Source organism: Streptomyces sp. B5E4 (assembly GCF_039871555.1).
Classification (GTDB): Bacteria; Actinomycetota; Actinomycetes; order Streptomycetales; family Streptomycetaceae; genus Streptomyces.
Map to the genome: position 1 here is coordinate 140,112 of NZ_JBDPMI010000013.1, position 19,940 is coordinate 160,051.

General features: G+C 69.4%; 13 protein-coding genes. 3 read left to right on the top strand and 10 right to left on the bottom strand.

Features of this window, described 5'->3' with window-relative positions:
• Nucleotides 1-42 precede the first annotated feature (42 nt).
• The 9 genes from ABGA99_RS18980 to ABGA99_RS19020 form a co-directional block, all read right to left on the bottom strand.
• Nucleotides 43-1,497, bottom strand: coding sequence for a DUF4407 domain-containing protein (locus ABGA99_RS18980; protein ID WP_347578505.1), 1,455 nt, complete (start codon nucleotides 1,495-1,497; stop codon nucleotides 43-45).
• Nucleotides 1,490-2,560 (bottom strand): hypothetical protein, encoded by a 1,071-nt coding sequence (locus ABGA99_RS18985; RefSeq protein ID WP_347578504.1) that lies wholly within the window; start codon nucleotides 2,558-2,560, stop codon nucleotides 1,490-1,492. Before ABGA99_RS18985 ends, ABGA99_RS18980 begins: the two co-directional genes overlap by 8 nt.
• Nucleotides 2,557-4,767, bottom strand: a complete 2,211-nt coding sequence (locus tag ABGA99_RS18990) for a hypothetical protein (protein ID WP_347578503.1) — start codon at nucleotides 4,765-4,767, stop codon at nucleotides 2,557-2,559. Before ABGA99_RS18990 ends, ABGA99_RS18985 begins: the two co-directional genes overlap by 4 nt.
• 94 nt (nucleotides 4,768-4,861) lie before the next feature.
• Nucleotides 4,862-5,614, bottom strand: coding sequence for a hypothetical protein (locus ABGA99_RS18995; protein ID WP_347578502.1), 753 nt, complete (start codon nucleotides 5,612-5,614; stop codon nucleotides 4,862-4,864).
• 92 nt (nucleotides 5,615-5,706) lie between these two features.
• A complete protein-coding gene (locus ABGA99_RS19000) occupies nucleotides 5,707-6,555 on the bottom strand; it encodes a Crp/Fnr family transcriptional regulator (RefSeq protein WP_347578501.1) in 849 nt (282 codons plus the stop codon).
• 45 nt (nucleotides 6,556-6,600) lie between these two features.
• Nucleotides 6,601-7,362 carry a L,D-transpeptidase family protein gene (locus ABGA99_RS19005; protein WP_347578500.1) on the bottom strand — a complete coding sequence of 254 codons (762 nt, stop codon included), beginning with the start codon at nucleotides 7,360-7,362 and terminating at the stop codon, nucleotides 6,601-6,603.
• Nucleotides 7,362-8,159, bottom strand: coding sequence for a hypothetical protein (locus ABGA99_RS19010; RefSeq protein ID WP_347578499.1), 798 nt, complete (start codon nucleotides 8,157-8,159; stop codon nucleotides 7,362-7,364). Before ABGA99_RS19010 ends, ABGA99_RS19005 begins: the two co-directional genes overlap by 1 nt.
• A complete protein-coding gene (locus ABGA99_RS19015; protein ID WP_347578498.1) occupies nucleotides 8,140-8,679 on the bottom strand; it encodes a SigE family RNA polymerase sigma factor in 540 nt (179 codons plus the stop codon). The genes ABGA99_RS19010 and ABGA99_RS19015 overlap by 20 nt, the downstream gene beginning before the upstream one ends.
• A gap of 109 nt (nucleotides 8,680-8,788) precedes the next feature.
• A complete protein-coding gene (locus ABGA99_RS19020) occupies nucleotides 8,789-9,352 on the bottom strand; it encodes a DinB family protein (protein ID WP_347578497.1) in 564 nt (187 codons plus the stop codon).
• Nucleotides 9,353-9,436: 84 nt separating this feature from the next.
• Between ABGA99_RS19020 and ABGA99_RS19025 the strand changes: the two genes are divergently transcribed.
• Nucleotides 9,437-10,135 (top strand): phosphotransferase, encoded by a 699-nt coding sequence (locus ABGA99_RS19025; protein WP_347578496.1) that lies wholly within the window; start codon nucleotides 9,437-9,439, stop codon nucleotides 10,133-10,135.
• On the opposite strand, the gene ABGA99_RS19030 is transcribed toward ABGA99_RS19025, so the two are convergent.
• Entirely contained in the window at nucleotides 10,117-10,764 is a 648-nt protein-coding gene (locus ABGA99_RS19030; protein WP_347578495.1) for a class I SAM-dependent methyltransferase, read from the bottom strand. The genes ABGA99_RS19025 and ABGA99_RS19030 overlap by 19 nt on opposite strands.
• A 729-nt stretch (nucleotides 10,765-11,493) precedes the next feature.
• Between ABGA99_RS19030 and ABGA99_RS19035 the strand changes: the two genes are divergently transcribed.
• Nucleotides 11,494-13,692, top strand: a complete 2,199-nt coding sequence (locus ABGA99_RS19035) for a hypothetical protein (protein WP_347583037.1) — start codon at nucleotides 11,494-11,496, stop codon at nucleotides 13,690-13,692.
• 73 nt (nucleotides 13,693-13,765) lie between these two features.
• Nucleotides 13,766-19,792, top strand: a complete 6,027-nt coding sequence (locus ABGA99_RS19040; protein WP_347583038.1) for a hypothetical protein — start codon at nucleotides 13,766-13,768, stop codon at nucleotides 19,790-19,792.
• Nucleotides 19,793-19,940: the final 148 nt, after the last annotated feature.

Below are 19,940 nucleotides of genomic sequence, written 5' to 3' on the forward strand. Positions count from 1 at the left end.
GCGGAGCGGCCGTGGTGCTGTGGTCCCGGTGCTGCGGATGCGTCAGACCTTCGCCGAGCGACGGATTTCGTCCTCCAGCGCGCTGACTGCCTGCCGGACCCGGATGTTCATCGCCGCCGCGTGTTCGCGGGACGCGGCCTCCGACTCCGCGCGGTGGCGCCGCACTTCCTGCTCGATGGTGTCCTGGGCGATCTCCAGGTCGGCCATCGCCCGGCGCTCGGCCAGCCGGACTTGCTCACCGTGAATCTTGACCGCACTGTTGCTCGCGCTGGTCAGCATCCGGTCATACGAGCTGTCGCCGCTCAGGTACTTCACGAGCACAGGCAGCATATCGAGGAATACGAACAGCAGGCGGACCAGCCAGATGCCGACGAACAGCACAGGGTTCCCGGCCGCCAGCTCGTCGAGCGCCCGGATCCGTTCCAGGACACCGATCTCCTTCTGCTTGGCACGTTCGTCCTCCAGCCTTCGATCGATCTCCGTGTCCCTGGCCTGGAGGAAGTTGCCACGGGACGTGGTCAGATCGGCCTCGATCCGCGAGATGCTGCTGTTCATCTCGGCCAGGCGTGTCTCGTTCTCGTCGGTGCGGTGGGTAGTCCGGTAGTCCTGTGCCTTCTCCCGCAATCGCAGGCATTCCGACGTGCGCTGGTACAGCCCGGTGTCCGCCATGCGGACCAGCCGGCGGCACTCGTTCCGCACCTCGGAGTCGATGGCCTCCAGCCTGGCGGTGTCCCGGTCCACCCGCTTCTGGAGGGCGGCGGCGTCCGAGCGCAGGGCGGCCAGATGGTCGGCCTGCTCGCCGGGCGTCCCCGCGAAGGAGAGGACTGACCTGCTGTCACAGCCCTTCGGAGTGGCGGCCTCCTTCGTCGTGGACGGTACGGGATTGCAGGCGACCAACTTCGTACGCAACTCGTCGATGGCGTCCGTACGTTCATCCGCAACGCGCTCCTCTATGGCCGTCTGGAAGATGCGCAGCACCAGCGGCTCGGCGATCACCACGCCGAGTAGCAGGGCAATCAGCAGTCGGGTGATGAGAGGCCCGACCCGGCGCCGGGCGTTCGGCTGGGGGGTGACCAGCCAGCGGTCGAGGTTGAGGACGAACAGCATCCAGATGAGCGTCGGGATCAGGGCCAGGGCGGAGACCCTGCCGAGAGCCTCCGTCGCGAAGTTCCACATGGAGAACGCCGCGATGACGGACGTGCCGAGTACCACCCCGCCCAGGGCGGTGTACTTGCTCCGCTCGAACTTGACCCTGGCCAGCAGTTCCTCGTCGACGCCGGTCAGCATCCGCAGCCGTCGTGCGACCTCGAGGTCGGGGGGACGGCGGACGGTCCGCCCGGGGGGCGGGGCGCCGCCGGCACCCGTACGGGGCTCGGCCTCCTTGGTGTGTGCCGTGGCCCGTCCGACGCGGCCACGGAATGCCGCCTCGTCGCCGGAGCCCCGTTCCTCTGCAGCGTCGGTGGAGGCGCTCACCGGGGTCGTAAGAGAGTCAGTCAACGAGATCGTCCTCGTCCCCGACGAAGCCACCCTGCGGGTCGTACGCACTGCTCCGGCCGGTTGCCTTGTGCTCGGACGACCTTCCCTGCTCGACCATGCGGGAGGGATCCGCGGGGCCCCCGATGCCCGGGGCAGCCTGGCCTCCCGTGTCACGGAGGACCTGCTCCAGGACCTGGTGGTAGTCGACGTATTCGCTGTTGCCCATCTGGCGTAGCAGCGTCAGCACCATCTCGCGGCGCATCTGCGCCTCCGCGGTCTCCCGCGCCTGCGCATGGGTCCGCTCGGACGTCTCGGCCGCATGGCGACGGGCCGTCTCCTCCGAGCTGTTGCGATGGATGCGCGCCGCCGCGTCGGTGACGCCGATCTCCTGCCGTGCGATACCGAAGGCGTCGGCGTGGTCGGAGCCCTGGGAGAGCAGGTCGGCGATCCGCAGAGCGTCCTGGGTTTCGAAGTCGCGCTGGCCGCGCTGGAGTTCCTGGGCGCGACGCTCGTCGCGCAGCTTCTGCTCCCAGTCACGCAGGTCGTCCGATGCGTGCACCTCGGCACTGACGAACTCGACGCTCATGCCCGCGACCCGCGGGGGCACGATTGCGCTGTACGCGGCCATCCGGTGGCCTGCCTCGGCGCGTACCGCGTTGACCTCCTCCACACGGTGGCCGGCGCTCACCCGGGGCAGGTCGCTGTCGCCCATCAGGTACGCACGCAGTGCATCGGTGACGTCGAGGGTGCCCCGCTGCGCGATGACCGTCGCGTCGGTGACCTGGCAGGTGAAGGACGCCCGCAGGGTGAAGTTGTCCGCCTCGCTCAACGACGGCAGCTGGCGCTCGACGTTGACCAGCCTCGCCCGGCAGTCGACCAGGCTGACCGAGGACGCGTCGAGCACGTCGGGGTGGGAGGGGTCGAACACCATCCCGTCGGGGAACGTGCGGTAGTTCCCGCCGACCCTGAAGACGTACACCGCGCCGGGCGGCAGCGGCGGCACGTCCTCGCGGCGGCGGCGCCGGGACCACCAGCCGCTCTGCACCGTGGCCAGGATGTGCTCCGCTATGACCGGGTAGTTCACTTGCTTGTGCCTCCTTGAACGGACGAGAAGGGAGTGATGGGGTCGACAAGGGTGTGGCGGGGCCGCGGGTCCGCCGACAACCGGCCACGCATCGATCCGACGAGGATCTGGGCCAGCCTGCGGGCACCGGGGATCGCGTAGTCGGGGTGCTTCAGCACGAGGGACAGGTGGTGGCGCAGAGCCGCCCACTGCCGCGGGGTCATGGCGGACCGCATGGCTTCGCCGAGTTCGCGCACGGCGCCGGTGACGGACGAGTCGTCCCGCAACTGCACCATCGTGCGGCACAGTGCGCTGATCGCGCGGCTGCGGTTCCTGCTGTGCAGAACCTCCGCCCACAGAGCCCCGAGGTGGCGGGGACTGTCCGGTACGGAGCGCAGCAGCACCGCGGTGACGGGTTCCGGGGCCTCCAGCCGGGTCGCTTCCAGCAGTTGGACGGCTACGGCCAGTGCGATCGCGCGTTCCCGGGAACCCGGTGTCGCGTGCAGGACCATAGTCCGTACGTACCGAAGGATGAGCAGAGCGCGCTCGGGCTCCTCTTCACTCGTCTGCAGCAGCAGGACAAAGGAACACCGAGCCGAGAACGCGATCCTCTCGCCTCGGTGTATCAGGAACCACAGCCATTTGAGCGTATCCAGACGGTAGAGCGAGCCCAGAGGGCCGGTCAGCGCCATCGCCGCCGTCGCCGCCCGCCTGGGTCCGCTGTTGTCCGCCCAGCGCACGGCGATCTTGAATGCCTGCGGAGCGAGACGCTCGATGTCGCACATGAACTGGAGCGTCAGCGCGGCCGCCACCCTCTGGTTGATGAGGCCCTCGGACCACACCGTCAGCAGGTTCTCGTCAACCTCGACCAGCGCGTAACGCGCCAGGAGCGCGACGCCCCTGGCCAGCTCCGTCCGAGTCTCCAGGTCGCCGACCAGAGCCAGCTCGCTCAGCCAGCGCCGCAGCGGATACCAGAGCGGGTAGCCGTACAGTTCGTCTAGCTTCGCGATGACCAGTTCGCGGATACGCGGCGAGGCGAAGACCAGACACCGTTCGCTGCGGTCGGCGTCACCGCTCGGCGCGGGCCGGTCTGCAGTCGTTACGAGCCCCGCCGCCAACTCCCGCCAACGGGCCCGGGACTGATCGGCCACTGTTCCGCCCAGCGACGTCGCGGTCGGTGCGTCCGGCTCCGCGACGGGCGCCTCACCGCTCTGTTCCCAGGCACGTACGAGGGCGGCTAGGTCCGCGTAGTGGGCCTCGAAGGTGCGCTCCGGGAGTCCTTCCAGGAAGGCCAGTGCCGCGAGCGGAAGCAGATCTCCCGCGGGCGGCCGCTTGCGAAACCATTCGTCGACCTGCTCCCGGTGCCGGTCCCGCAGGGTCTCCAGCGCCGCCGCCGCACCTTCCCGGGACAGGGTGAAGGCCGCGGCGGCGACGTCCGCCGGCCGCCGTTGCTCTGCGATACGCGCCAGCAACTCCTCCTCGGTGGCCGGCTCGACAACGGCCGGGGGCAGCATCGCCCGGCAGTGTCCGAAGAGTTCGAGGGGCTCCGGGGCGCCCCACGGCACACAGTGATCGCGCAGGGCCAGCCGTCGGCGGGTCGAGTCCCCGGCCGTGATTACCAGGTACGACCCCTTGCGACGCAGTTCCTGGCTCAGCCGGCTGATCGCGTAAGCCTGCACTGCCTCTACGTGCAACTCGCCGACGTAGTCGAGGATGACGTAGCCCTGCCCCTGCTTGAGATCCCGCGAAGCGGCCAGGTCTGCCAGGGCGTTGGCGGGCGACAGACTACGTAGCCTGGCGTCCTTGCCCAGGATGCTCCGCAGCAGGGCGAAGGCGCCTGTGCCCCGGCCGCAGTCGTCCGGACCGATGAGCACGACGAGCGCGTCCTCGCGCAGCTTGACCAGCGCCTCGTCGAAGCACGGCTGCGGCGGGAGATGGAACCTCAGGGCCCGGTCCGCCTCTTCGGGCTCGATGTTCCCGGGTGCAAGTCCGGGCGACGAAGCGGCACCGAAGCCGAACGCCGCCCCCGCAGCGTCGACGCCGGCATGGAAGTTGTTGTTGACGATCTGGTGGACGCGGCGCAGATCGTCGTAGCCCTGGCCGTCCTCTTCCCGCTCGTCCCGCTCGGCGGGCCGTGGCTCGGGGATCGCTTCCGGCCCGGCGTCCGGGCCGGGGGCTTCCGTCCCGGAATCCGGCAGTTCGCCGAAGGCATCCTGCGGGGGCGGCACATCCGAAGCGGGTGGTCGGTCCGACGTGGACGACCCTGTGCCCTCCGCTACGGAGGCGGGCGGTACGGCCGTCCCCGCATCAGGGTCCGCAGCGTCAGCCACCGGTGCTCCCGAAACCGAAGACGGAGTTCCGGGCGTCCACGGGGCCGGCGAAGTTGCTGACGTTGATCTTGTCGGCGCGGTACTCGCCACCCGTTCCCGTTCCCGGGCGGGGATTGCCCGCGGCGGCCGGTTGCGACCGGTCCGCCGCGGGCCCCCCCGGCTCCGCGGTCCCGGGTACGTACAGCCAGGCGGTGGCCTCGTATTCCTTGACCCTGACGCTGTGGCGGGTGAAGTCAGTTGGCGACAGGGTCGTGTGACCGCCGGCCACCGTGGCGCGGAAGACGTCGTCGGACACAAGCAGCACGAGGTCGGCGTCGGAGTGGGCCGCCAACGCGTCGTAGAGCGGGGCGGAGTTCAGCAGGCGCGCCGTGGCCACCACGGCCGTGCCCGCGAAGCCGTTGTCGGCCAGTTCCACCGGTCCCTGGTGGATGGCCGCACGCAGCCTCATCCGCTCCTCGGGCACTCGTCGGCCGTTGTACTCGCGCAGAGCGGAGACGAGATGGCGGATGTAATCGTCGACCAGGCGGGGCTCGGAGCCGTCCACGGGGCGCACAGCGAGCTGCTCATCGCCCTTTCGCTGGATCTGCCAGTTCGCACGGTCCAGGCCTGCGCCGGCTGCGGCACGGCCGAGGAGCCGCGGCAGGTCGTGCTGGATCTCGGACTGGCTACGGTCGTTGTTACTGCCGTAGGACTGCGCGTCCACGGCTATGCACGTGCAGGGACGGAACCCGGACCACTCGATCACCCGATCATTTCCTCTCTGGCAAGCAATGGGCGACACTGCCCACGAAGTGCTGCCCGAGCAGGCTAGGAGCGCACGCGTGGAGTGATTCCGTATCAGTACGGGTTCTCGGCAAGAAGTTCGGCGAATTCCATCAACTTCGGAACGTCACAGATGGTTATGTTCCTGTAGCTGCGTTCCACCAGCCCCATGTCATGCAGTTGGGCCAGACAGCTTTCCGCTGTGCGGAGCTTCACACCGGCCAGGGACGCCAGTTCCGCCTGGGTGAGCGTCACGGGGAGATCACACCGCTTGCCACCGTCGAGCTCGGGCTGGCCGTACGCCAGGGTCAACTCGGCCAGCATCCGGGCCAGCCGGGTCAGCGCCTTGTACGCCTGGAAATCCACCCGGCGCCGGTTCGCCCAGCGCAGCCGGGCACACAACATGTGGAGGATGGCACGCATGGCGTCCGGGTGCCGGGTAAGGAACGTCTCCAGCGCCCCCACCTGCATGATCCGCGCCGTCACCGTGCTGCACCCAACCACCTTGCCGGACCTGGGGCGCTCCTCGAACGCGGCCATCTCACCGACCAGGTCACCCGCCAGACGGATGGCGAGCAGCATCTCGTAGCCGCTCTCTGCGCTGGCGACGACCTTCACGACGCCACTCGTGATCAACAGGACATGCCGACTGTCTTCGCCTTGGCGTAGCAGCTCGCGGTGCTCCGGATAGGTGATCAAGGTGCCCTGTGCGAGGAGTTCTTCACGCGTCGCGCTGCGCAACCTGCCGAGAAAGGTGGACGGCGGCCACTCGTGATTCACCAGCACTCCCGGCGGTCTCACTCCGCGGCGCAGCGCGCCGTTCACGTGCCCGCCCATGCTGCCGCCGAGCGGTGCCCCGGTAAACAGAAGGGACAGATATGGCTGGTTCTCTTGCTTCGCAGCCGAAGTTGGCCGGACGGGCATTCTGACCAATCTCAGCCAGTCCGGCTTGGATCTTTCGGAACGCTCCTAACCGGCCAGCCAGTTCTCCGGGCCCATCACCGCCACCGGGTGCTTCCGCGGGTCCAGGCTCCGTAGCAGGGTGCGCATGTGGGGTTTGGCCAGGGATACGCAGCCGCTCGTCGGGCCGCCGTGGTCGACGTGGACCCAGATGCCGCCGCCGCGGCCGTCGCCCAGCGGGCGGGTCCAGTCGAGCGGGGTGGTGCCGGGCTTGCGGTTGTAGTTGATCGCCACGACGTAGTCGAAGGAGCCTGCGAGCGGTTCGCCCTCGTAGCCGCGGCCGGTGGCGGTGAAGGCGGGGCCGTGGTCGTACGGGAGCTTCGTGCCCGGGTCGGGGTCGAGGCCGCCGGCGTCGGTGAGGCCGTAGACGCCGGTCGGGGTGCGGAGGTCGCCGGCGATGTGGTGGTGGGTCCAGCCGCGGAGGGCGTTGTGGGCGGGCCAGGCCGGGCCGGTACGCCAGCCGTCGGGGCCGCGTTCGTAGAGCACGGCGGTGGAGTCGGAAGAACGGCGGGAGGTGCCGGTGACGACGAGGGCCTGGCGGGCACCGGCGGGGACGCGGGCGCGGGTGCGCGGGCCCAGCCCCGGTATGTCCCGCGGCAGTCGCGCGGGCGCTGCCGCGACGCGCGAGCGGGTCGGCGCGGGGGCGGGCGGCGGCTTGTCGTCCGTACGGGGCGAGTCCGCGTCCGTACGGGGCGGGGCCCCGTCCGTGCAGCCCGTCGCCGCGAGCAGGGAGAGACCGGTCGCGTACAACATCCGGCGTCGAGGCAGCATCAGCGGTCCGTCCGCTTCGGTCGGCGGGGTTGCTCGGCGGGGTCGAAGCGCATCGAGCCGAGTACGGTGCTGGCCTCGGCGACGTCCCCCGTCGCCGGGGTTGCCAGGCATACCGTGGCCAGCACCTGGACTCCCTCCGCCGCGCCCGCCGGGCTGCGTACGGCCCAGAGTTCCTCGGTGCCGCCGGCGACGACGCACGCCTTGCCGACCTCGCGGGCCCGCAGGGCGGGGTCCGCCTTCTTCGGCCCGTAGAGCAGTTGCAGCGTGATCAGTGTGCCGCGACGGGGCAGTTCACGCGGCGGGGTGGTGCAGGTGCCGTCCGCGCCGGTGGGGCAGGGTTCGGGGGAGGGGCTGAGGGACAGGCTCGCGACGTAGCCGACGTACTCGCCCCTCGGGGAGTCCGTACGCACCGTGCGGCTGCTCCAGCCCTCGGGCACCTTCAGCGTGAGGTCGGACAGCTCGGTCAACCGGGTCTCGGCGTCCCGCTGTTCCGGCGTCCCGGCGCCCGCGGCGGGAGAGGCGGGGCGGGCCGGGGCGTCGGTGGCGGGGAGCACCTGCGGCAGCAGGACGCCGACGGCCGCGGCCGTCGCGGTCGCACCCCACACCGCGCACCGCCGGCGGCGGCGCCGCAGTGCCCGGCCCCGTATCCGCTCCATCCGCTCGGCGGGCGCGGCCGGCCGCGGGACGGCCCGCTCCAGCAGTGCGCGCAGCGCGCGCTCTTCTTCGGCGGACTCCATGACCTCGGCCGACGCGGCCGGCTCGCCCGGCCCCGCCGTCTCAGCCGCGTTCCCGGCCACCGGACTCACCGCCCTCCACCAGCTCGGCCTCGGGCAGCAGTCCGCGCAGCGTGCGCAGCGCCTTGGCGGACTGGCTCTTGACGGTGCCCGTCGCGCAGCCGAGCGTCGCCGCGGTGTCCTGGACGCTCAGGTCCTCGAAGTAGCGCAGGACGACCACCGCGCGCTGCCGCGGCGGCAGGCGCCGTATCGCGGAGGCGAGCGACTGCTCCAGGTCCACCTGCGCGAACTCGTCCGCCGGGGCCGCCGTGTCGGGCAGCTCGCCGTGCGGCACCTCGCCCCACCAGTGGCGGCGCCACCAGGAGATGTTGGTGTGCACCATGGCGGTACGGACGTACGCTTCGGGGCTGCCGTCCGCTATCTGCTCCCACTTCGGCCACACCTTGGCCAGCACGGTCTGCAGCAGGTCCTCGGCGAGCTGGGCGTCCCCGGTGAGCAGCCAGGCCACGCGGAGCAGCCGCGGCCCCCGGGCCGCCACGAACTCCTCGAATCCCGGCGGCTGGGCCGCGCCCCGTCTCAGCATCCTGCGCCTGCCATCCGGTCCCCACTTCACGTCGCACACTCGTCGAACGCGATGGGGTCCGCGCCGGGTTGCCTCGCCCCGGCTACGCCACTTCAGTTACTGCGCGACGCTACTGCCCCACCCGGCCGTCGACGCACTCGCGCAGCAGGTCCGCGTGGCCGCAGTGCCGCGCGTACTCCTCCACGCGGTGCACCCACAGCTCGCGCAGCGACGTGCCGTCCTTGGGCAGCCGGGCGCCCAGGTCGGTGTACGCGGCCAGGACCGCGTCGCACTCCGCCTGCTCGCGGGCGAGGTCGGCGAAGGCGGCGTCCACGAGCGCCTGGTCGGCGGCGGCGCCGTGGAAGTCGGCGTCGCGCTCGCCGTAGATCTTGGGGGCGGGGTTCTCCGGCACGACCCAGTTGCGCCAGTCCCGCTCGACCTCGGCGAGGTGACGTATGAGCCCGAGCAGCGACATGGTCGACGGCGGTACGGAACGGCGCGCCAACTGCTCCGCGGTCAGCCCGTCGCACTTCATCCGCAGCGTGAGCCGGTAGTTGACCAGGAAGTCCTGCAACGTGGCCAACTCGCCGTCGGGGCTGGAGTCGTTGTTGCGGGGGTCCTTGTCGGGGTCCGCCCACATGTCGGGGTAGACGCTGGCCTCGGTCCACCGCTGGGGTGCTTCGTCGTCACTCACCGTACACACGATGCTGTTCGGCGACCGGACACGCAAGCGATTATCGCCGCGCGGCCACCGGGACCGACGGGGCATGATCGGGCGATGCGCCCGATGAAGCACGGTTACACCAACCGCACCCTCGGCGACGGCACGGTCGTGCGGAAGACGTACGAGGGACCGGACGCCGCACTCCGGCTGCACCGCGAGCGGGCGCTGCTCACCGGGCTGCGCGACCTGCTGCCCGTGCCGCCGGTACGGGCGGAATCGGCGGACGCCCTGACGCTCGGCTACGTGGCGGGCGTGCCGGGCCAGGAGTTGCTGGACGGCGGGCAGGCCGCGGCCGTGCTGGTGGCGTGCGGGGAGGTGCTGCGGCGGATCCACGGGGTCGCGCCGGAGGTGCTGCCGGAGGGCGAGCCGGCCGCGGGCACCGTCCTCGTCCACGGCGACTTCGGACCCAACAACCTGCTGCTCGACCCGCGGACCTGCGCGGTGACGGCGGTGGTGGACTGGGAGTTCGCCCGCCGCGGTGCCGCGGTGGAGGACCTGGCGTGGTGCGAGTGGATCGTGCGGACCCATCACCCCGGGCACCGCCGCGCACTCGGCGGCTTCTTCCGCGCGTACGGCGGGGAGGTGCCGCCGTGGCCGGTGCGCCGGGCGGCGATGCTGGCGAAGTGCGCGGAGATGCGGCGGTTCTGCGAGCGGTGGGAGCCCGGCGGTCCTGGCGTACGTCAGTGGGAGGACCGCGCGGCGGCGACGGCGGGCTGGGCGGAGTGGGCGGGCCCTCAGGCCGGGGCGTCGTAGACGAGGCTGTAGCGCCAGAACAGCCGCCGGCGTATCCGTGCGCCCGGCAGCTCCGCCGCCGCGGCGGCCCGGATCTCGGCCAGCGTCTCCCGCGGATCGGCGGTGGGCGCGGTCATGTGCACGGGAACGGTCTCCGCGCGCGCGGGGTGCTTGGCCAGCCCGACGAGCGGGTTCGCGACCGCGGCCGGCAGGGCGGCGGCGAGGTCGGCGGCGCCGGCCTCGCGGAAGCATCCGACGACGACCAGCCGCCCGCCCGGCGCGAGGCAGTCGCGCAGTTCGCGCAGCGTGGGCACCAGCGGCATGTGGTGCAGTACGGCGACGAGCGTGACGGCGTCCCAGCGCCGCCCCGGCTCGCGGCCGGCGAAGCCGGTCCGTACGACGGTGACCCCGGGATCGCCGTCGAACCGCCGCGCCGCGACGGCGGCGAGCGCGGCATCTGGTTCGAGACCCGTCACGGCACCTTCGCGCCGCCGCAGCAGCGCCACCAGATTCCCCGCCCCGCACCCGACGTCCAGCACGTCCCGCGCCCCCGCCTCGGCGACGCGCCGGGCGATCCACGGGCCGTAGTGGTCGTTGTGGCTCCAGGGGTGCCGCCGGTTGAAGCGGTCGAGCGCGTCCATGACTGCCATACGGCACACGCTAACCGGGCACGGAACCCACGCGGCAAGGTGGATCACCGTGGTCCGCCCGACGAGGACAGGGCTTGGTCAGTCCGTACCGCGCCCGTGACGTCGCTGGCCTGAATTCACCCTCATTCCTTGCCCGGCGTCGTCGGTAACTCACACATCCCTCCCACCTCGTGGATCTCGAAGCAGCCCGAGAATCATCTAGGGCCGCACTTCTGAGCAGCAGAGACGAGCTACCGGAAGGAAATGACGAGCGAGGTCGGAGCGCCGTCCGAACTGACTGCAAGACAGGGCTCAAGCAAGCGAGAGGAGGAACAGACAGCCCTGTCAAGAGATGGATAGCGCACTGTTCTCGTCACCTGAGATCTCTTCGCTGGCGCAGAGTGGCGGATCGAAAGCGTTTGCACCGTTCTAGACCTGTCAGCCGACGGCGTGCGCGTCGCCTCGCGCAACGATCAGGTTGGCGAAAACATGGCGGCAGGACTGAGAGGAGGCATACCCTGCGTGGCAACACCGTGGCGCGCGGGCGCAGGCAGCTCGCAGGGGAGGGGTGTTATGCCTCATGAAGCACATGGATCACGAACAGCCGGAGGGGTGCATGGACACCTCAACGAAGGGTTGACGGGATCATCTCGCCCGTCATCATTCATTCATTCCAGCGCAGAAACCGTACGCGATAGCCCGCCGCGGGCAGTTGATCCGTACGATGGGCTCCCACTGCTCACTCCGGCCATGACTGTGGGCTACGAGACAGTGCCGGAACAAGAGCGACAGCGATTGCTTCGATATTTGGAAGCCGTCGCCGCCGCCCGGAAGATGCCCCAGCACGTATCGGTCGCCTTCAACGCCGCCTACTTCGGCTTTCACTTCGCCAATGAAGGTTACGGGCGTAGCCCACTCCGCCTCGACGACTTTCCGTCAGTTACGTTCGGCGAGTGCACTCCACCGTTGCCCGTGGGCGCCATGGTGTGCGTGACCACCGGATCGCAGCCGCTCTACGCCGAGATCTGTTACAAGGAGGGCGCCCACCCCGAGGTGGACAGTCTTGGCAACACGCCTGCCTGGGTGTCCGGTTCGCCCGTGGGCGCCGAAGGGCCCGGCACCCCGGGAGGCCCTGGGGCGACGAATCGCCGTGAGCTCTTGGTTCCCGACCTGAATGCCTTCGGCCCGGGACTGTCGCTGTCGCCTGCGCAGCTCCACCGGCTTCGCAGCCGCCAGCGCTGGATCAACGCGGACGGACACATCCTCGTCGACGCCGTCTACCACTCTGCGGAAGCCGCCGCACAGGACGACCTGACGACCTACGCGCACTACCTGCTGACCGCGGGGCGTTCCCAACTCCTGAGCCCTTTCGTATCCGTGTCCCTCACCGAATTGGTCGGCGGCACAGACGACACGATCCTCCTACCCGGGCTGCTCCGTCTTCTCAACACAGTGCGACATGTGCTCCTCTCCAGTGACCTGCTCCGAATGTGGGGTCCTTATGCTATGACGCGGGAGTCTCTGGCGGCAGGTTGGCGAGATACCGGACCGCTTGGTGGCGATGACATGAGGGCACTCGTATCCTCCTTGGAGCACGGAGCCCAACAGTCCAGACGGCGCCACGCAACGAAGTCCCCGGTCGTCATTTACACAGCTCTCGGCCCCCGTCTCCGCTCATTTCCCGGAGCAGCAGAGACTCTTGTTGGCGTTGGTTACCCAACGGCGGTGTGCAGAGCGAACGCAACGCTCGCCGACGTCATTCGACGGGACAGCGACAACGGCCTGCTCGCGAACGGCACGCGAGTGCAGTTGGATGACTTTCTAGAAGGTGGGGGGATCTGGAGTTCCCAGTATCCGGGCGACTCGGAAGCCTCAATAGACCCTCTGACTCCTGCAGGCCGCGGATGGGCTTCCTCCCTGACAGACACCACAACTCCTTCTCCCAGGGGGGCCGAAGCCGCACCCGTAGACGACCCGCTGACGGACGACGCGGATCTCGGACCCGTCGAACTCCTGCGGGCCACGGAAGCCGTTGTTGTTTACCGTCAACCGTTGCGGCTGGCACATCTCGCTGAAGGGTACGTACCGCTTCACCCCCTTGTGGCCGAGGAGTTACGCCCGTCCAACGGCCGGCGCGAGGTGGTATGGCTCGCCATCGAGCACCGCGGTCCACAGTCCGGCGAAGCCGGCAAGGCCCAGAAGACCTTCGCCGAGGTTACCGGCCGCTTCCCACGTCTCGTCGGCGTGACCTGGCCCATCGATTTCTTTCCGGGATTGATACTCCAGTTCCACTGGTCCCGGGGCAGCCACACCCTCCGCGCCGCGACGGTACCGCTCCAAGGACCCGTCCGGTTCGGAGACCGCGTGCTCGGACACTGCTACGACGCCCGGGTCCTCACCCGCGAAGATGCACCGGGAAGCGATCGTCACGGAAACACAGCCGCGGGCCTCGCACCGCGGGCACTGGTGATGCGCACAGTGCGGCGCTGCGGGCTGCTGACCTCGGACGGGCACGCCCTCCTCGACCGTGACTTCCTACCCCGCGCCGTGTACGGCGGAGTCGAACCGGCTCGCTCGCAATCGGCGGCCCTCGAATCGGCCGTAGCCGCGCTGCTGGACCGGAAAGTTCTCGAACCCGCCCTCGGGAGCCGTGACCCGGCAGGACAGCCCCACTACCCGGCACGCCCGGCTGAACCCGCCATCCCACTCATCGGATACCGCCCTCCGGTGGTCCGCGTCCCGCGGCCGTGGGGGACGAACGACCCTCAAGAGAACATGCGCGGCGTGCAGTACGTGCCCGGACACTTGCGACGGCTACTGCCCGGCTGTTCACCCAGCGATACCCAGAAAGAGGCGTTCCGGGAGCACTGCAGGCTTCTAGGCAAAGCAGACGGATGGGAATTGCCGGACGGATACACGTTCGTCACGCAATACACCCGCGGTCAATGACGATCGCCGACCCGTTGCGCTTCGCCCCGTCCCGGACGCCCCGTCGGAAGCCAGAGAAATGGAGCACACGCATATGCACGATCGGTACTACGTCATCACGGGGCCACCGTTGTCTCCGCCAGGTGCGTCTGCCGAGAGCCTCGGCGAACTCGCCGCCTCGCTGAACCAACTCGACCGCCCCGCGGAAAAGGCGCTGGCAGAACTGTCGGCCGACGTGGTCGAGTTGGCCTTCAGCTCGCTTCCCGCTCCTCGGCGACGACTGCTGCTGAGGCGTCTCGGTATCCGCATGGCCGCGCCGCGCAAGGCGGGCCCTGCGCTCTGTGACGACATCCTGGCCAGACTGCGCCGGGCTGCACGTAAGAACGGCTGTGTCTGCAGTCTCCGAATGCTCACCGCCACCGTGCTGAGCCATGTGTCTGCCGCCGTTTTCGAGAGTGGCGACGAGGCCACCGACGCCGTTGCCCGTTGGGACAGAGCCCTGCTGCGCGCGACTGTCTTCGCCTGGTGCAACTCCTCGGTCGCCGACGCCTTCCTCCTCGTCTGGGCGGCCGAACACGCGTGGTTCGGCACCGACGAGGACACAGGTCACGCACAACAGCTCGATGCCGTACGCGCAGCCGCGGCGGCAGTCGTCGAGGCTCATGCGGACTTCATGCCCGACGGAGGCACGAGGTCCGGATCCGGTCGCGTGGCAGCCGACGACGATGCCGCGCACCGTTCATCCGCGGGCGATGACGCCGTCGAGCCGACCTCAGAAGGTGCCCGGAACGCCGAAGTCGTCGGTCCCGAGGGCCCGGAAGAGGTCTGCCGCACCCTTGCTTTCGCCGTCGAGCAGGCACGCCGGTCGATGGCTTCGGTACAGGAGGCTGTCGACGACGGTCGCCCTCCGGTGGAAGAACATGTGGAGCACCTGGCCGACCTCCCCGCGGCGTTTCGCCACGCGAGAACCGCGCTCGACAAGGCCGGTATCGAACCGGGCCCGATGCGGCTGGACGACATGCGACGCGCGACGGAGTCGTTCACCGCCCAACGCCGGCAGGACTCTGCGGTGCGTGAGGCGCTGCAGGAGTTGCTGTCGATCGGCTGCCGACCGGGGAGTCCTGCCGCCGCACCCGCGGAGGCTGTTCGTACCAGTGCACAGGAACTTCTTGATATTTCGGGGTGGGACGAGGGACAGCGCGAGAAAGGCTCGGCCCTGTTCGCCATGGCCGAACTCGTCCGGCTGGGACAGCGCACGGACGCCGATCCACACACCATCGTGGCACTTCAGGCACAGGTGGTACGCGCCCTTCCCTCGTGTGCCGCGGCCTCGGTCATGGCACACGACCTCACCCTCGGGGAGCAGACCGGAACCGCGGCAGACTCGGACACCGGTTCGCCCTCAGCCGCGGCACAGGAGGCTGCGGCGCCCTCAGGTCAGGGTCTTCCCGACAGCGACGAGAACGTTGCAAACCCACCGGTCCCCGAAGTGATCGACCCGGCGGGGGCGGAGGCCGAGGCTGAGCAGCCTCCGGACGGGACGGAGACGACGCCCGTAACAGACGGAGAGTCGACCGTACCGTCCCCGGGCGCCACGACCGGGACCGCAGACACCACCGGCCAGGGGAACGCGCCCCTCGTCGCACCGGGTCCGGCGGCCGTGAGCAGCGCAACCCGCGAAGCGGCCGACTCGGAGGGGCCGACAAAGATCGAGCAGGCCCTCGCACGCCTCATCAGAGAGCGACGTTTCGGCCTGGCCCACCATGTGGCGAAGGCCGCTGGCCACCCGGAGCCGCAGGCGGCGGCCCTCCGGCTGGCCGGGGCGGCGGCGCTGCTCACCTCCGCTACGAGTCCCAGCGTGCGGTTGGTGGAAGATCTGCTCCGGAACCAGAGTGGCTCGGCCGACCATGATCCAGAAGGCACCGACCTGTTGTTGGTCCCCGCCCTCCTGCGGGTGGCGCTGATCACCGGAGACCACATGGCCGGGGCTCAGTTGAAGACTCTGGCACCCCGGCTCCCCCACGTGCTCGGAGAGGTCACGACGCAGGTGGCCGACCGCGCGCTGAGCGGCGCGTTGATGGTTGCCTCCCCGTTGGCTGTGATCGCCGACGCATCGGGGACCGAAGCCCGGCTGCGGCAGATCCACGAGCAGTGCCGCGCATACATCGACTCGCCACCGCGCCTCCGGTTCGCCCGCGCGACGGAAATCGGCAAGCGATGGCTGCGGCCGGACGATGGGCTGCTGGGCTCGATGCTCAGCCGGGTGATCAACGACGACCGTGACATGCTGCCGTCGGTCCGCGAGGAGGCCGAACGGCTTACGAAGCTCCCCGAGGTCAACACCGAGATCGACCGTATGGACCGCAAGTACCGCTCGTCCAGCAGGAAGGCACTCCAGGGCGCTGGGCGGCAGGACCTCGTACGTCTCGTCGAGGATACGGTGGCGCTGGCCAAGGAGTGGTGCATCGCCGTCGAGGACGCGCGCAAGAGCGGCCGGTCGGACACGGACAGGGTGACGAAGGAAGTTTCGTCCCTCCGCCGCTCGCTGCTCGCTCACAAGGACGCGGTCCTGGGGGACCTGGAACGTCTGACACGGCGCCCTGAGGTCATGGCCACGGCCGCTGCCCACGCCGCGTACGACTCCCTGTCCGAGCTCTTCTCTCTCTTGGAAGGCAAGGCCGGGCAGGCTCGCACCGTCCGCCGCGGCGACCCCGCCGACGTCCTGGACGCGGAACTGCTGAAGGTCTGCAACACCGTCGCCGAACGTCCCTCCGTGGACCGACTGCTGGCCGCCGTCGGACGTCCTTGGGTCGAGGCGCTGCGAGAACGCCTCGACCACGACGCATTCCATGCGGCCTGCCTGATCGTGGAACTCGCCGACCGCGGAGATCTGCCTGCTTGGGACGGCGTGTCCTTCGGCCCTCAGAAGCTCACCGAGATCGAGGCGCTCAAGACCAGCAGGCGGCAAGAACTCGACGCGAACCGCAAAGAGCTCCTCGCCGAACTCCGCCAGGCCCAGGCGGACGGAGCCGTGACGGACGACCAGGACCTGCGCATGCAGGAGTTGCTGGAGGGCGCTCGCACGGGTCTGGAGGACATGGAGCGGGTTGACCTGAGCGAGGTCCGCGCGACTCTGCAGGGCGTACGTACCAGCCTCCCGGCGTACCGGGAGGAGGCGGCCGGCCGGATCCGGGCCCGGCTCGACGTGCTTAATGACGTCACACAGGCCGAACGGGACCAGGTGCTGCGGCACCTGGACACCGGCAAACTGCCGACGGCGGCCGACCTGGTCTACTTCATGGAGATCGGGGAGTCGATGCCGGAGATCGACAACGGCGAGACCCACCTCGGCAAGTTCTTCCCGGAGGTGCCGGAAAAGCTGCCCCGGGGAATCGACGGCGAGCTCATCAGTCTGGTGCGGTCCGGCGGCAGGCACCCGGACGCACCCGTGCTCGACTTCCAGCACCTCTCCGGCGACGAGGCCGAGTTGGCCGCAACGGCGCTCGACAACTGGCGGGAAGTGGGCGCCCTCGAACCGAAGGACAGGCCCAACTTCACCAACGCGAAGTTGCTGCCCGCGCTGAAACTGCTCGGCTACGACACCACCAAGGGCCTGCGTCGTCTGGACGAGTTGTCGCATCAGCGTCGTGAGCACCGCTTCCTTGAAGCCACCGACGTGCAGATCAACGGCCGCGCCGCTGTTCCGGACTTCGGCTCGAAGATCAGGGAGCAGGGCGGCCGGCTCCGTCTTCTGCTGGTGTGGGGCCGCCCGCCGGCAGAGGTGGTGATGAGCCTTGCCTCTCGGGACCCGAGCGGATCCGGACTGCTGGTGCTCTACTTCGGCACTCTGAGCACGAAGAACCGGGTGGAGCTTGCGGTCGGCAGCGACCGGCAGCGGCCGCTGCTCGTCGTCGACGACGCGGCCCTCGCGTACCTCGCGGCCCGCGGGAACCGGCAGGTGAGCTACGCCACTCAGACCCTGCTGCCGTTCTCCGGCGTCAATCCGTACATCCTGGAGAAGCGTGGCCGGATCGGCGGGGAGATGTTCTACGGACGCGACGCGGAACGCAAGAGCATCCTCGACCCTCAGGGCACCCAAGTCATCTTCGGCGGGCGAGGGCTGGGGAAGTCGGCGCTCCTGAGCGACGCCGGGGACAGGTTCACCGAGCAGTACCCCGGCTTCCGCCAGACCGTGTACGTGAACCTGGATCAGGTGAACATCGGCAAGGGCAGTGCGCTCGGCCCCGAAACGCTCTGGAACGTCCTGGAGCGGGAGTTGGTCGCCGTCGACGTTCTGCCCCGTGCACGAGGGCGCAAGGCACCGTCGGGGGGCCGCTGGGAGTACGTCCGCAGGGAGCTGCGGCGTTGGCTCGACGAAGACCCCATGCGTCGCCTGCTGATCCTGCTCGACGAGTGCGACCTGTTCTTCGAGGCGGACGCTCCGCGATTCGAGCAGACCAAGAAGCTCAAGGGACTCGGCTCGGAGACGAAGGACCGGGTCAAGGTCGTGTTCGCCGGGCTGCACTCCGTGCAACGGTTCTCCAAGCTCGCCAGCAACGGGCCGTTCGGACACCTCGCACAAACGCCGACGGTCATCGGCCCGCTCGCTCCGCAGTTCGCCGCGGACCTGCTGGTGCATCCGATGCGTGCCCTCGGCTTCGAGTTCGTCGACGTGGACGTGACGAACCGGGTCCTGGGGTACTGCTCCTACCAGCCGTTCCTGCTCCAGATGTTCGGTCACCGGTTGGTACAGGTCATGCAGCGCAAGCGCCAGCGGCGCCCTGCCGAAGGGCCGCCGTACACGATCGAGGAAGCCGACGTCGAGGCCGTCGAATCGGACACCGATCTCCGCGGCGGGATCTCGGCAGCGTTCAAGGACACGTTGAGCCTGGACCACCGGTACGACGTGATCGCCAACGTACTCGCCCACCACGCCCGTCACTACGGGCTCGAAGGGAGGCTCAGCGATGCCGAACTCCGCGATGAATGCCAGTTCTACTGGTCAGAGGGCTTCGAGAACCTCGACACCGAGGGATTCCGCGCCTACCTGTCGGAGATGGTGGGGCTGGGTGTCCTGGCTCCCAACCACGACGGCCAGGGCTGGCACCTGCGCGGCCCGAACGCCCTGCGCATGATCGGCACCTCGCACGAGGTGGAGGCCCGGCTCGAGCGCGCCCACCAGGATTACCAGCTCGGTGAGAGCATCGTCCTGGAAGGACGGCCGGAGCTGCCCGACAAGCGTCCGGCACCGCTCACCATCACTCAGCTGGACGACCTCCTCGGTGACCGCGCCAACCGCACCCGGGTGGTACTGGGTACACCGGCCACCGGTGTCACCGAAGTGGGCAACACCCTGCGCACGGTGACCAGCCGCATCTCCGGCTGGAAGCTGCCGCCGGTCGGCAGGCCCAGCGTCTTCAAGCAGGAGCTCACCGGTGGCCGGCCAGGCGAACGCCGCGTGGTCATCAGTGACTTCACCCCGTACGCCGAGAATGTGAAGCAGGAGACCTGGCGGGAAGCGGTCACCCTGGCCGACAGTGCGCTGCCCTTCGCGCCCGGGGTCACCCGCTCAGTGGTGATCGTCACGGACACCCGGCAGCTCGACCTCTGGCGTTCGCTGCTCCTGGAAACGGAAGAGACCTCGGCGCTGCCCGTGGTGCTCCGTCGCTACGACCGCCGGAGCCTTCAGGACTGGGCTCAGCGGACCGAGCTGTTCACCACGAACGGGCGTCTCGACCGCCTCTACGAACTGACCGGCGGATGGCCGTATCTCGTCGAACGCGCATACAACCTGCACCGCGAACTCGACGGTGCGGAGGACGCGTTGCAGAAGATGGCGGAGTTGACCGCGGATCGTTCCGCCGCCCGGGACTTCGCGCAGGCGACCGGAGTCTTCGCGGATCCGAAGCTCCTGACGGGGTACCGGGCAGTCGGGAAGGAGTTCGGCGAAGGCTCCGCAGATGCGGACGACATCATCATGGCCATCGCTCTCGAGTTGGGGGACGAGGAAGACGCCGACTGGGTGTACGCGTGCCTGGACGCCCTCCAGGTCTTCGAGCGGGAGGGGGCGTCGCTGAAGCTGGAGCCGCTCCTGCACCGGTGCATGTCCCTGTGCACGTGACACCTCCCGGTTCCCGCACCTGATGGCGTGCGCCTCTTCTCGATTCGATGAGAGAAGAGGCGCACGCCATTCGTCCCCCCTTCGCTCTCGTACGAACCCGGACGGGGGCCTATTGACTTCCCCCCGGGCGCCGGAGTTACAACGTTTT

Coding starts and splice junctions, on each gene's coding strand:
- ABGA99_RS19005 (WP_347578500.1), bottom strand. CDS start 7,362: ATGCTGCCTCGACGCCGGATGTTGTACGCGACCGGTCTCTCCCTGCTC.
- ABGA99_RS19000 (WP_347578501.1), bottom strand. CDS start 6,555: ATGCCCGTCCGGCCAACTTCGGCTGCGAAGCAAGAGAACCAGCCATAT.
- ABGA99_RS19030 (WP_347578495.1), bottom strand. CDS start 10,764: ATGGCAGTCATGGACGCGCTCGACCGCTTCAACCGGCGGCACCCCTGG.
- ABGA99_RS19025 (WP_347578496.1), top strand. CDS start 9,437: ATGCGCCCGATGAAGCACGGTTACACCAACCGCACCCTCGGCGACGGC.
- ABGA99_RS19040 (WP_347583038.1), top strand. CDS start 13,766: ATGCACGATCGGTACTACGTCATCACGGGGCCACCGTTGTCTCCGCCA.
- ABGA99_RS19035 (WP_347583037.1), top strand. CDS start 11,494: ATGACTGTGGGCTACGAGACAGTGCCGGAACAAGAGCGACAGCGATTG.
- ABGA99_RS19015 (WP_347578498.1), bottom strand. CDS start 8,679: ATGCTGAGACGGGGCGCGGCCCAGCCGCCGGGATTCGAGGAGTTCGTG.